This window comes from Halomonas sp. NPDC076908 (genome assembly GCF_050269715.1).
In the GTDB taxonomy this organism is placed as follows: domain Bacteria; phylum Pseudomonadota; class Gammaproteobacteria; order Pseudomonadales; family Halomonadaceae; genus Vreelandella.
Map to the genome: position 1 here is coordinate 51,480 of NZ_JBNNIW010000008.1, position 12,447 is coordinate 63,926.

Genomic DNA, 12,447 nt, shown 5'->3' on the forward strand with positions numbered 1-12,447 from the left:
GGAAAGAGTATGCAACACGGTAAAATTGAGGTGGCCGTTAAGCTGGAGATGAGCCTCGGTGAAAGCCCGGTGTGGTCGGCAAAGCACCAAATGCTGCACTGGGTGGATATTAACAACGGTAACATCTATAGCTGGAGCACCCAGCAGAGTGACGCGCCTAGCGTCGTCGCACTGGGGGAGAAGGTCGGCTGTGTCGCGCTGGCAGAAACCGGCTTACTCGTGGCAGCCGCATCGGGCGTGAAATACCTGCCGCCACAAGGGCAAACGCAACATCTGGCAGACAACGCCGAATGGGCCGCCCAAGGCAACCGCTTCAACGATGGCCGCTGCGATGCCGCCGGGCGGCTATGGGTCGGCACCATTGCCGGTGATGAAGCCAGCCCCACCGCGGCGCTGTATTGCCTGGAAGATGGCAAGCTGGAAAAACGCCTATCCGCCATGGGCATTTCCAATGGCCTGGCGTTTAGCCCCGACCAACGCTGGCTTTACCACACCGACTCACTCACCCGCTGTATTTTGCGCTATCCGTTCGATGTGGCAACCGGAGAGCTAGGCCAAAGTGAGGTATTTGTCGATCTGGAACAGCTCGGCCTACCCGGTGTACCGGATGGTGCCGCTGTCGATGCCGAAGGTTACTACTGGAGCGCGCTGTATGGCGGTGGCCGCATTGTGCGCTTCTCGCCTAGTGGTGACTTAGTGGAAGAGTACGCCGTACCTTGCCCGCACCCTACCATGGTAGCGTTTGGCGGAGACGACCTGCGTAGCCTCTACATCACCACCGCCACCCAGCATCTACACACCGCCGAGGAAAAGCAGGCTTACCCGGATGCGGGCAGCCTGTTCACCATGCGCGTTGCAACACCAGGGTTGGTGGAGCCAAGCGCACAGCGCTAAGTTTAACGTTACTAACAGGAGTGTTGCTACGTTGTAGCGCACGGCGTGTACGAGATAGCTTGCAGCAGCTACTTAGCCTGCTTATCATCGTGGTGATACTCCTTCTTTCTCACGCGACGCTCACCCTGCCAGGATCATACTGCCATGAAACCACCTAACGTCCTCGCAACTCGGCATTATGTAAGCCGAGTCGCTTGGTTGTTGCTCGTCTGCTGTCTTTTGGTATTTCCTACCTTTTCTTATGCCGCCGCCGGGCCCCTTGATCTTACTGTTTCGCTAGCCGGTATCTCTTCTGTCGTGATCTTCGTGCTCGCCTATGCGTTGGTGATGAGTGAAGAGTTACTGCATATGCGTAAGTCTAAGCCCGTGCTGGTCGCAGCGGGGCTTATTTGGGCAATAGTTGCCTGGGTTTACGTGCAGGCGGGTATGCCTGAGGAAGCAGAAATCGCTTTCCGGGAAACGCTGCTTGAGTACGCCGAACTGCTGCTGTTCCTGCTAGTTGCGATGACTTATATCAATGCCATGGAAGAGCGGCGCGTGTTTGATGCGCTGCGTTCGTGGTTAGTGCGCAAAGGCTTCAGTTATCGCAGCCTGTTCTGGATTACTGGGGTGATGGCATTTGGCATTTCATCAATTGCTAACAATATGACCACCGCCATGCTGATGTGCGCAGTAGTGCTTAAAGTGGCCGAGGGCGATAATAAGTTTATCGGCCTATGCTGTGTCAACGTAGTAGTGGCCTCCAACGCTGGCGGCGCCTTTAGCCCATTTGGCGACATCACCACGCTGATGGTTTGGCAAGCAGGCCAAGTGCCTTTCGGTGGCTTCTTTGCGCTGTTGGTGCCTGCTCTGGTGAATTTTATGGTGCCGGCACTGATCATGAATTTCTTTCTGGTTAATCGCCAGCCTGCAGCGTTACAAGAGAATGTCTGGCTTAAGCGTGGTGCGCGGCGAATTATCTTACTGTTTTTGCTTACCGTGGCGATTTCAGTGCTGTGTCACTCCATTCTCTACTTGCCGCCCGCCATGGGCATGATGTTTGGTTTAGGCCTGCTGCAGTTCTTTGGTTATTACCTGCGTCGTAGCTTGCCGCGTTCATTAGAGCGTAAGCGTGAGCGCTACTCTCGCCGGGGTGATTGGAAGAAGCTGGAACAACTCGGCAGCGTGGTACCGTTTGATATTTTCAGCCGTATTGCGCGCTCAGAATGGGATACGCTGCTGTTCTTCTACGGGGTCGTGATGTGTGTGGGGGGGCTTGGCTTTATGGGTTATCTCAGCCTGCTTTCTGAAACGCTCTACGGCAATTGGAATCCTATATGGGCTAACGTGGTGCTGGGGCTTATCTCGGCGGTGGTGGACAACATACCGGTGATGTTTGCGGTGCTCTCCATGGCACCGGATATGTCTGAGGGTAACTGGCTACTCATCACGTTAACCGCTGGTGTAGGGGGCAGTCTGCTCTCGATGGGGTCAGCAGCAGGGGTTGCGCTAATGGGTCAGGCTCGCGGTATCTATACCTTTGCTGTACACCTACGGTGGGTGCCAGCAATTTTATTGGGTTATGTCGCCAGCATCGCGGCGCATCTATGGATTAACGCCGGGATGTTTTAAGCGTTGTATAGCAAATTGAAAACGCCCCTCATTGCATCATCAATGAGGGGCGTTTCTATAGGGCGTGTAACAATACAGAGGTTAACGGCTATAGATCGTGGCCGGTGATCACATGGCAGATGTCGGCAAAGCTCTTTGCCCTAGGCACAGGGTTGATCTCTTTACCTACCGCACTTTGAATATCGCTTGCTGAAATAATGCCGCGAATTCTAAGTTCGTGCTGATCGTTTTGCTCGGTGATTAATAAGTGTTGGTCGGTAAACGTTTCCATCGATATCACTAGGTCTTCAATCGTTAATGAGCCTAGTTGTGACATAGGCATGGCGCTGAGCTTATGCCATGGGGTCATAATCATTTCTGCGGTGACTTCTGCGCGAGTGAGACTACGCTGCTGCATGGCTAAGTTGATGCGCCGGGTACCAATCACTTCTTTAGAGGTGATAACGCCGATGCAGTGCGCGTGGCTATCCATGACGAATAGCAGACGTACGCCTCCGTGGCGCATCTTCAGGTGAGCCTCATCGATGGGTGTATTGGCGTCGATTGATTGAGGTACCACTTGAGAAAAATCGGTAAGCACAGCCATCGCGGGGCTAGTGGGTAATAGCCGCTTTGGCGTTGGCATGGCTAACACAGGTGTAGTGCCTAATTGGATTAATGGTTTAGGCGAAAATGTTACTTGGTTCATCAGGAGACCTCCATGTGGCAAAAGGCGAACCGTGCGTATCTGGCTCGCCGTGTGACACCACAGTTGCACTTAATTCTTACCACAACCTTAAGAGAGTTAAGTGAGTCCTAACTTTAATAATGGCATTAAACGCTCAGCCGATCAGCGTTGGATGGGAAGGGTAGGCTAACGCGCACGCGTAATCCTCCATTGGGGGCATCTTCTAACTGCATTGCGCCTCTATGGCGTGTCACCAGCCGCTCAACAATAGAAAGCCCTAACCCTGAGCCAGCGCTGGGGCCTGCACGTTGAAAGCGTTCCAGCGCTTTTGTGCGTTCATTGACAGGTATGCCAGGACCTTGGTCATCTACCATGAGTAGAAAGCCCTGCGGCGTTGTCGCGAGTGTGATGCTGATGTTACTGCGGTGAGGCGAGTGTTGAATCGCATTGCCCACTAAATTCTGTATCACTGTTTCGATCGCGCCTGGCTCCTCCAAAATTAACCAGTCTGATCGCTCATCGGCATTTAATAACAGTTGTTGGCCACGCTCAGCGGCTAATGGTGAAAGCTTGGCCAGAGTTTCGCGCACTTCACGCAGCAGGTGGGAGTGGCGGTAATCGGGCTGGGATTCTTCCTCAGGTTCCAAGCGTGCGAGCGTCAATAATTGGGTAACTAAGCGGGTCGAACGTGCAACGCCACTGCGCAGATGGCTGAGTGCCTCTTGTCTATCTTCCACATTGTCAGTAGTGAGTGCATTTTGGGCGTGCAAATCAAGCACCGCTAAGGGCGTGCGCAGCTCATGGGTGGCATCGGCGATAAAGCGTTTTTCGCGTATCCGCATCTGCTTAAGTCGTTCTAATAATCGGTTAAGGGCTCCTGCGATAGTGCTTAGCTCTTGAGGAAGAGGGGTGAGCGTTAGGGGCTGTAAGTTTTGTGGATCGCGACTGCGAATCTGCTCAGCCATCCGCGACAACGGTGCTAACCCCCAGCCGATAGACCACCACAATAGGGCGGTGAGAAGTGGCAGGCCAATCAAGTCAGGCATCAGCGTGCGCAGGGCAACCGCTCGAATAATTTCTCCGCGCACGTCTTCACGTTCGCTGACCACAATCCGCTGATTGGCGTTAGCCACTTCCAATACATAAATGCGCCAATCGTATCCGTCGACATGCTGGCTTGTGAATCCAGGCGGATGATCCGCCAAGGAAGACTCGGGGGCACTGGCAGAACGTAGAATCAGGCGGTCATCTTCCCATAGCTGAAAAGCCAACCTGCTTTCATAGGGGGGCCCTGCAAAGCGAGTGTTGGTTTGTTCGGCCCGCTCAAGCGCAATTTCCAGGCTTTCCAGCAACACACCGTGATACTCGTCGGGCAACGACGCTTGCAATAAACCTTCTAGTAAACGCGCGTTCTGCGTCAGGCTGGCATCATGAAGCTCTTCGATTTCATGGGCGGCATAGCGATAGCTGATAAACCCAATCACCAGCATGCTGAGGCCAAATACCAGTAGCGCCAGGCCCAGCGTGCGTCGGCGGATAGAGGTCATGCGTGCTCATCCTGTTCCGCTTTATCCATGACATAGCCAATGCCGCGCAAGGTGCGAATAAGCGTTGGAAAAAATTTACGGCGCAGATGATGCACATGAACCTCAATGGCATTGCTCTCTACGTCTTCCTCCCAGCCGTAAACCAAGCGGGTTAAGGTGTCGCGGGTAAATACTCGCCCAGGGTGGCTCATAAACTCTTGCAGCAGGGTCAATTCGCGGCGCGATAGTACGACGGGTTGGCCTTGGTAACTGACCCGCATGGTTAATGGGTCAAGATGAATACCGCGACACTCAAGCGCGCTATTCACCTGACCATTGCTCCGGCGCAGCAGTGCCCGCAGGCGTGCCTTTAATTCAGCGACTTCAAATGGCTTGGTGAGATAGTCGTCGGCACCCGCATCCAATCCGGCGATACGGTCATCCACGGCGTCCCGTGCGGTCAGCACTAAAATAGGTACGCGACTGCCCTGACGGCGAACGGCTTCTAATACCTGCATGCCATCTAAGCGTGGCAAACCCAGATCAAGAATCACCGCATCAAAGGGTTCACCTTCTTTAAGCGCGGCTACGGCACTAACACCATCGCTAAGGTGATCCACCGTGAAGTGCTCGGGCTTTAATGCCAAGCGGATACCGGAAGCCAAGCTGGGATCATCCTCTACTAACAATATGCGCATGGCAGGGTAATCACTCCTTTAGGTCAATCGCCGCTTAAACCTTTAGGGCACGTTAAGGGTGGCGTTAGTAGGTTTAGCCAGTCAGGATAGGCTTATACGCTGTATATTAATAACGTAGCACGCTTTGTCACTGCTTCGGCAGCTCTGTATTCGGTTAACTATGACACTCCAGTACCTATGACACTCCAGTACCTATGACACTCCAGTACCTATGACGCACCAGCACCACTCTACATCTCTATTCGCTGCTCCCTGCCCGCCAGCCCAACGGCGCGAAGCACTGGTACAGCTTTCTGCTGCCCATGACCCCGAGTGTCAAGCAGCGCTCAGCACCGCCTTGAAGACGATGTTGAATGCACCTGAAGCCGACTGGGATGGACTCTGGGTAAGCTACAAGGCAGGGCAGATTACGGGCGCAGTCTGGGTGCAGCGCCTGCCTATGAACATGGCGCAGCTATGGTTGCCGTTACCTAGCGTGGAAGCAGAGCATGTTGACGCGCTTTTGCGCGCGGCCTACCAATGGGTAACAACGCATAATATCCGCTTATGCCACGTGGAAGTTTCCCCTCAGTCGCACCAAACAGAAGCGCTTTTGCTTGCACACGGCATGCAACCGTTAGCCCATTTAGAGTATTTAACGGGTCGCTGCGACCTGCGTTTAGCGCTAAATGGAAGTACTCCCTTATCGTTACAGCCGTTTAGTCTGCTTTCCAACGTTGAGCAGCTCGCCTTGTTGGCTGCGGTGGGGCAGGATTCGCTGGATAGCAGCACGCTACGCGACCTACTCTCGGTTGAAGAATTATTAGTGGGTTTTTATCAGCAAGACCCACAAGCGCCACGACACTGGTACGCTATCCGTTATCAACAGGTGCTTGTGGGCGTACTGTTGCTGGCGCCTCGTGAGGCGTTAGGCCGCTGGGAGCTTCTGCTCATGGGGCTTGCGCCCAAATGGCGCGGCCGAGGGCTTGGTCGTGCGCTGTTAAATCAGGCGCTGCAGCTTGCCCAACATGCGGGTATAGAAGAGGTTATGCTAGCGGTCGATAAACTCAATTTACCTGCCAAGCAGCTTTATAAGCAGGCAGGTTTTAAATGCTATGCCCAGCAGCGCTTATTCGCTTGGACAAGTAACCAGGGGCGTTAACCGTTTAAAAAAGGCATAAATAGCAGCCGCTGGGGGCATAGGCGCGCTTAGTAGCATTTTGTTGCGCTTTGCGTTGCCGTTATACTAGTTAAATAAGCACGTCTTGGCGTCTCGGCCGCGCATGATCAATGATGGTGTTGCAGCGCAAAGGGGTTGAGAACAACAGTTTTATGACAATACTCAAGAGGTGGTGAGAGTGAAAGCTAAGCTGATCATGAGCGGGCTGGCGGCCCTCGGCGTCATGGCGGGTACATCCTATGTGTATGCCCAAGACGATGCCGCACGTGATGCGATTGCCGAGCGGTTGGCGCCGGTAGGGCAACTCTGTTTACAAGGTGAAGACTGTGGAACGGCGGCAGCACCGCCTAGCGAAAGCGCCAGTAATGGCGGTGGCGTTGATGGCGGCGGTATCTATAACCAGGTGTGTATGGCGTGCCACGAAACTGGCGCGGCAGGTGCGCCGGTTCGCGGTGATGAAGCCGCCTGGGCAGAGCGTACAGAGCAGGGCTTTGCCACGCTGTTGGAACACTCCATTAACGGTATTGGCGCCATGCCTGCCCGCGGTGGTAACCCCAACCTTTCCGATGAAGAAGTTGAAGCCGCTACTGCTTACCTTGTTGAGCCGGTGATGGATGTGCCGGAGCTTAGCGGTGGCGATGATGATGATGCCGCAACGGAAGAAGCCGCCTCCTCTGAAGAAGATATGGCGGCTACTGAAGAGACCGCTACGGAAGAAGATGTAGCAGCTGCTGAAGAAGCGAACGGTGGAGCAAGCGATTTAGACGGTGCAGCACTTTATGCAAGCTCTGGTTGCGCAGCGTGCCATGACAACGGCGTTGCTGGCGCACCGGCCATGGGCGATGCAGATGGATGGGCCGATCGTTTAGATAAAGGTACCGATGAGCTATATGCCAGCGCGATCAACGGCATTGGCGCCATGCCCGCCAAAGGCGGCAATCCGAACCTTTCTGATGAAGAAGTAGAAGCGATCGTTGATCATATGATTGCTGAGGTCGAGTAATCTAAATAGCGCTATATCGCGAGATATTAGGTAGATTAACTATCTTATCCACAGGGTGTTTTGATGGACGCCCTGTGGATATTTTTTTGCCTGTTTTGTTGCCTTCATAGGTCACTAATAGTATCTATCCCAGCAGCGAGCGCAGACCAGCAATGGCGTCTTTACCGCGGGCCTGCTTTTTCTCCGGGTCTTCTTTATCTGCGCGACCTTCCCACTCCAAATCTTCAGCCGGCAACTCTTCTAAAAAGCGGCTGGGCGCGCAGTCCATCAGCTCACCGTAGGCTTTTCTCTGGCGGGCAAGCGTCAACGTCAGCGTACGCCGCGCCCGGGTAATACCCACATAGGCCAAGCGCCGCTCTTCCTCCACGGTGCCTACTTCAATGGCGTTGCGGTGGGGCAGCAGGTCTTCCTCTAGCCCCATCAAATAAACATGCGGGAACTCCAGCCCTTTGGAGGCGTGCATGGTGAGCAGCTGCACTCTATCCGAGTCATCCTCTTCTGCCTGCTGTTCCAGAATGTCGCGCAGTACCAAGCGCGAGATAGCGGCTTCGACGCCATCGGTTTCCGTCTCAGTTGACGCAGTATCCTCTTCCGGGTCGCGGTTGAGTGACTTTTCTAATTGGTCGATCAATATCCACACGTTGCCCATGCGTCGTTCAGCGACGGTAGGCGCGCTAGCGTTTTGATACAGCCACGCCTCGTAATCCATATCCCGCAGCATATCGCGAATGGCGGCAATCGCATCGCCCTGATCCATGCGCTTACGCACGCCATCGATAAAGTGAGTAAAGCGTGATAGCCGCTCTACCGAACGCGTTGGCAACTGCTGCTCCAGGCCAAGCTCATGGCAGGCAGCGAACAGCGAAATTGAGCGCTCGGTGGCGTAGTTGGCTAGTTTCTCCACCGTACCGGGGCCAACCTCACGGCGCGGCACGTTCACAATACGTAAAAAGGCGTTGTCATCGGCGGGGTTAATCAACAAGCGAAGATAAGCCATGGTGTCTTTGATCTCATTGCGTGAGAAAAACGACGTGCCGCCTGAGAGTTTGTAAGGAATTTGATAGTGCTGCAGCTTGAGTTCTAATAGCCGGGCCTGGAAGTTGCCACGATAAAGCACCGCAAAATCGCGCCACTCGGCTTTTTCCTTAATGCGCCGAGTCAGCATTTCGCTGGCGACCCGTTCCGATTCGGCCTCTTCGTGGCGATTCACAATCACCCGAATAGGCGCACCGTCGCCCATTTCTGACCATAACGTTTTGTCGTAAACGTGGGGGTTATTAGCGATGAGCGTGTTGGCCGCGCGCAATATAGTGGCGGTAGAGCGGTAGTTCTGTTCCAGCTTAATGACGTTTAAGCGCGGGAAATCCTCCCCAAGAGTAATCAGGTTTTCAGGGCGGGCGCCGCGCCAAGCGTAAATTGACTGATCATCATCGCCCACCACGGTAAAGGTGGAGCGCTCAGCCATCAGTAGCTTCACCAACAAGTACTGGGAGACATTGGTGTCCTGATACTCATCCACCAGCATATAGTGGATTTTGCGCCGCCAGCGCTCTAGCGCCTCAGGGTCGCGCTGAAGTAGCACGACTGGCAGCAGAATAAGATCATCAAAATCCACCGCGTTGTAGGCTTTTAAGTGGCGCACGTAAGCTTCATACACCCGAGCGGCAAAGTGCTCATCATCATCCGCAGCAAACGAAAGTGCATCACTGGGTAGTACTAACTCGTTCTTCCAGGTAGAAATTTTGCTCTGCACGGCGTTGATCTGCTCGGCATCCACCTGGGCGTCTTTGTTCATCAAATCCCGCAGCAGCGCCTTGGCATCTTCCGGATCAAAGAGCGAAAAGCCCGATTTATAGCCCAGGGTTTTAAGCTCGCCGCGGATAATATTCAGCCCCAGAGTGTGAAAGGTAGACACCGTCAGCCCATGGCCCTCTTTGCCATGGAGCATCTGGCCCACACGCTCCTTCATCTCACGAGCGGCTTTATTAGTGAAGGTAACCGCGGCGATCTTGCGCGCGCTCATTCCACACGCTTGAACCAAGTAAGCAATTTTGGTGGTGATAACGCTGGTTTTACCGGAACCTGCGCCTGCCAGTACCAAGCAGGGGCCATCAATATAGCGCACCGCCTCCTGCTGACGAGGATTAAGGCGCTTAATGCGCTGAGTGATACTGGTGGTGCTCATGCTAGGTTCTTGTCGAACGGGCTGGCACCGACAAAATCGAGCTGCCGCCACGCTTCAAAAACCAGTACCGCACAGGCATTTGAGAGATTAAGGCTACGGCTATCGGGTAACATGGGAATGCGCAAACGTTGGGATGCCGGTAGCGCATCCAGCATTGGTTGCGGAAGGCCGCGAGTTTCGGGACCAAATACCAGTGCGTCGCCCTCAGTATACGAGGGTTCGTGATAGCCTGTTTGACCGCGCGTTGATATGGCAAACACCCGCGTTGGCTTGGCCTCCTCTAAAAAGGCCTGCCAGCTAACATGGCATTTAACCTGGGCCCACTCATGGTAATCCAACCCGGCTCGCCGTAAACGCTTGTCATCAAGCGTAAAACCAAGCGGTTCGATGAGATGCAGACGAAAGCCAGTATTAGCACAGAGGCGGATTAAGTTGCCGGTATTCGGGGCAATTTCCGGCTGATAAAGAACGATATCGAGCATGGAAATTAAAACCCAGCACTGATGCCGAACACTGGGCCACTATCGAGCGTCTGACTGCCTTGCCCCTCGAATTCGGTGCGGAAATAACGGTAGCCACCATGCAGGTATGTTTGGCTAAATAAATTGACACGCGCCTGGACACCAAATTCATAGCTTTCTTCTAGGTTGCCGTGTGTGAAAGCGTCAGGCGTATAAGAGCCAAAGCCCCCAATGCTAGTGAGTGGGATAGGCGTAGGCACAAACGCAGATCCCGCTAGACCAAAACCACCGCCACTACCGAACCCCGTATCCATATACTGATAGCGAGTGCCGACAGAGAGGTCGAGAACGGGCAGTGGAGGTGTAAACATTAAGGAAGCTGAGTAGATATCAGCATGACGACCACTGTCATCGGAATGCATATAGCCAATCGAGCCGCGCAGTGTGGGAAGCAGGCGCTGGCTGGCTTCAACGCCATAGCTGTTGTTGCCAGCGCTAGCGGCTACACTCAGGGCATAGGTCTGCTGACCAAAAAACAGTGTGGCAAGGGCGATGGTCATCAAGGTGATTTTTCTGTGCATAACATCAATACTCTTTATTGATTGGGTTCACCCAAGGGGGGTAGATATTACTGCTTCCCACCCACACCATAGCAACGTCTATAGTCACGAATTGCCGCAGCGCGTGCCAGCATTTCGTGCCCATTCTGATCTTCAAGATATTCTAACACTTGCTCAAGGGTAACAATGCTAATCACCGGCATGCCATACTGGGCCTGCACCTCCTGAATGGCGCTCTGTTCGCCCTGACCGCGCTCTTGACGATCTAGGGCGATAATAACGCCCGCAGCATGCGCACCGCTCTGCTCAATCAGTGTCATCACTTCACGGATAGCGGTGCCTGCGGTAATCACATCGTCAATAATTAAAATATTGCCAGAAAGCGCCGCGCCAACAATATTGCCGCCTTCACCGTGGGTTTTGGCCTCTTTACGGTTGAAGGAGTAGGGCATATCCAGGTCGTGATGGTCTGCCAGAGCTGCTGCTGTCACCGCCGCCAGCGGAATACCTTTATACGCTGGGCCAAACAGAACGTCGGCATTTAAATCGCTATCGACAATCGCCTGAGCGTAAAAACGCCCCAGCTTGGCCAGCGCGCGACCGGTTTGAAACAGCCCGGCGTTGAAAAAGTAAGGGCTGACACGGCCGGATTTAAGCGTAAACTCGCCAAACTTAAGCACGCCTTGCTCAATGGCAAAGGCAATAAAGTCGCGCTGGTAGGGTTGTAGAGTGGTAGCCACGGCATTCCTCACTAGGCTGTAGGTTTAAATCGGCACGAAAGCAACAATAAAAGTGGGGTAAATGGCAAGTTTTAGTCGCTGCCTTTACCCAAACGTCTAAACGTCGGGTATCATACAGCAGCGACGCAAAAGGGACGATTTATGAAAATTGCCAGCATCAATGTCAATGGTATTCGTGATGCCGTTGATCGTGGCTTCCTGGACTGGCTGGCTCAGCAGGATGTCGACGTAGTCTGCGTGCAGAACATCAAGGCAAAAAGCTTCGAACTGGGAGATCACATTCTCTATCCGGAAGGCTATGAAGGCTATTTTCTGGATGCTGAAGAGGATGGTTTCTCCGGTGTGGCGCTTTATTGTCGCAAAATCCCCAAGGCGATTATGTATGGCCTTGGGTTCCCTCAGTGTGATCATGAAGGACGTTTTCTGCAGGCGGATTATGAACGCTTCAGTATCGTCTCCTTCTTGATGCCTGACGGAAGTGACCAAAAAGCCAAACAGGCGTTTATGGATCAGTACCAAGAGTACCTGACGAAGATGTCGCGCAAACGCCGCGAATACATCCTCTGCGGTACCTGGCATATTGCCCATAAAACCGTCGATTTGGCCAACTGGTCGGATAACCAACTGACCTCAGGCTTCCGCCCCGAAGAGCGCGCCTGGATGGATCAGGTGCTTGGCCCCACCGGGTTTATCGACACCTTCCGCGAAATTAATCGCGATGCAGGTGAGTACACCTGGTGGCCGAAGCTTGACCAAGACGTGCCCCGTGAACGCCAAGAAGGCTGGCGGATCGACTATCAGTTAGTCGGCCCCAACTTCCGCCGTCATGTGGTTGACGCGTGGATTGATTACGATGCGACCTTCTCCGAGTTCGCACCGCTGATCATTGAGTACGACCTAGCGCTCTAAGCACTAACCAGCGAATTTTTCCCGCGTCCTGGGT

12 protein-coding genes are annotated in these 12,447 nt (G+C 53.7%); 5 read left to right on the top strand and 7 right to left on the bottom strand.

What is annotated here, in order from left to right; all coding sequences use genetic code 11:
- Positions 1-9 precede the first annotated feature (9 nt).
- Together ACQKE4_RS06530 and nhaD are read left to right on the top strand one after the other, a co-directional pair.
- A complete protein-coding gene (locus ACQKE4_RS06530) occupies positions 10-894 on the top strand; it encodes an SMP-30/gluconolactonase/LRE family protein (RefSeq protein ID WP_427387455.1) in 885 nt (294 codons plus the stop codon).
- 144 nt (positions 895-1,038) lie between these two features.
- Positions 1,039-2,505, top strand: a complete 1,467-nt coding sequence (gene nhaD / locus ACQKE4_RS06535; RefSeq protein ID WP_427387456.1) for a sodium:proton antiporter NhaD — start codon at positions 1,039-1,041, stop codon at positions 2,503-2,505.
- 88 nt (positions 2,506-2,593) lie between these two features.
- On the opposite strand, the gene ACQKE4_RS06540 is transcribed toward nhaD, so the two are convergent.
- From ACQKE4_RS06540 to ACQKE4_RS06550, 3 genes are all read right to left on the bottom strand, one after another.
- Positions 2,594-3,193 (bottom strand): CBS domain-containing protein, encoded by a 600-nt coding sequence (locus ACQKE4_RS06540; RefSeq protein WP_427387457.1) that lies wholly within the window; start codon positions 3,191-3,193, stop codon positions 2,594-2,596.
- A gap of 125 nt (positions 3,194-3,318) precedes the next feature.
- Positions 3,319-4,719 (bottom strand): ATP-binding protein, encoded by a 1,401-nt coding sequence (locus ACQKE4_RS06545; RefSeq protein ID WP_427387458.1) that lies wholly within the window; start codon positions 4,717-4,719, stop codon positions 3,319-3,321.
- Entirely contained in the window at positions 4,716-5,396 is a 681-nt protein-coding gene (locus tag ACQKE4_RS06550) for a response regulator transcription factor (protein ID WP_427387459.1), read from the bottom strand. The genes ACQKE4_RS06545 and ACQKE4_RS06550 overlap by 4 nt, the downstream gene beginning before the upstream one ends.
- Before the next feature lie 211 nt (positions 5,397-5,607).
- Here ACQKE4_RS06550 and ACQKE4_RS06555 point away from each other — a divergent pair, with 211 nt between their 5' ends.
- Together ACQKE4_RS06555 and ACQKE4_RS06560 are read left to right on the top strand one after the other, a co-directional pair.
- Positions 5,608-6,537: a GNAT family N-acetyltransferase gene (locus ACQKE4_RS06555; protein ID WP_427387460.1), complete on the top strand. Its 930-nt coding sequence runs from the start codon at positions 5,608-5,610 to the stop codon at positions 6,535-6,537.
- Between the two features lie 196 nt (positions 6,538-6,733).
- Entirely contained in the window at positions 6,734-7,558 is an 825-nt protein-coding gene (locus tag ACQKE4_RS06560) for a c-type cytochrome (protein ID WP_427387461.1), read from the top strand.
- A 124-nt stretch (positions 7,559-7,682) separates the two neighbouring features.
- Here the strand turns inward: ACQKE4_RS06560 and rep are convergent, their stop codons facing one another.
- The 4 genes from rep to pyrE are packed head-to-tail and all read right to left on the bottom strand — an operon-like array spanning position 7,683 to position 11,504.
- Entirely contained in the window at positions 7,683-9,743 is a 2,061-nt protein-coding gene (gene rep / locus ACQKE4_RS06565) for a DNA helicase Rep (RefSeq protein WP_427387462.1), read from the bottom strand.
- The gene (gene trmL, locus ACQKE4_RS06570) at positions 9,740-10,225 is read right to left on the bottom strand and encodes a tRNA (uridine(34)/cytosine(34)/5-carboxymethylaminomethyluridine(34)-2'-O)-methyltransferase TrmL (RefSeq protein WP_427387463.1); all 486 of its coding nucleotides are present in this window, start codon (positions 10,223-10,225) and stop codon (positions 9,740-9,742) included. The genes rep and trmL overlap by 4 nt, the downstream gene beginning before the upstream one ends.
- Positions 10,226-10,230: 5 nt before the next feature.
- On the bottom strand, positions 10,231-10,785 hold the full coding sequence (locus ACQKE4_RS06575) for a YfaZ family outer membrane protein (RefSeq protein ID WP_427387464.1): 555 nt from the start codon (positions 10,783-10,785) through the stop codon (positions 10,231-10,233).
- A 47-nt stretch (positions 10,786-10,832) separates the two neighbouring features.
- The gene (gene pyrE, locus ACQKE4_RS06580; protein WP_427387465.1) at positions 10,833-11,504 is read right to left on the bottom strand and encodes an orotate phosphoribosyltransferase; all 672 of its coding nucleotides are present in this window, start codon (positions 11,502-11,504) and stop codon (positions 10,833-10,835) included.
- A gap of 141 nt (positions 11,505-11,645) precedes the next feature.
- Here pyrE and ACQKE4_RS06585 point away from each other — a divergent pair, with 141 nt between their 5' ends.
- Positions 11,646-12,413, top strand: coding sequence for an exodeoxyribonuclease III (locus ACQKE4_RS06585; protein ID WP_290837757.1), 768 nt, complete (start codon positions 11,646-11,648; stop codon positions 12,411-12,413).
- Positions 12,414-12,447: the final 34 nt, after the last annotated feature.

Coding starts and splice junctions, on each gene's coding strand:
- ACQKE4_RS06545 (WP_427387458.1), bottom strand. CDS start 4,719: ATGACCTCTATCCGCCGACGCACGCTGGGCCTGGCGCTACTGGTATTT.
- ACQKE4_RS06540 (WP_427387457.1), bottom strand. CDS start 3,193: ATGAACCAAGTAACATTTTCGCCTAAACCATTAATCCAATTAGGCACT.
- rep (WP_427387462.1), bottom strand. CDS start 9,743: ATGAGCACCACCAGTATCACTCAGCGCATTAAGCGCCTTAATCCTCGT.
- ACQKE4_RS06585 (WP_290837757.1), top strand. CDS start 11,646: ATGAAAATTGCCAGCATCAATGTCAATGGTATTCGTGATGCCGTTGAT.
- ACQKE4_RS06555 (WP_427387460.1), top strand. CDS start 5,608: ATGACGCACCAGCACCACTCTACATCTCTATTCGCTGCTCCCTGCCCG.
- ACQKE4_RS06550 (WP_427387459.1), bottom strand. CDS start 5,396: ATGCGCATATTGTTAGTAGAGGATGATCCCAGCTTGGCTTCCGGTATC.
- trmL (WP_427387463.1), bottom strand. CDS start 10,225: ATGCTCGATATCGTTCTTTATCAGCCGGAAATTGCCCCGAATACCGGC.
- ACQKE4_RS06575 (WP_427387464.1), bottom strand. CDS start 10,785: ATGCACAGAAAAATCACCTTGATGACCATCGCCCTTGCCACACTGTTT.
- nhaD (WP_427387456.1), top strand. CDS start 1,039: ATGAAACCACCTAACGTCCTCGCAACTCGGCATTATGTAAGCCGAGTC.
- ACQKE4_RS06530 (WP_427387455.1), top strand. CDS start 10: ATGCAACACGGTAAAATTGAGGTGGCCGTTAAGCTGGAGATGAGCCTC.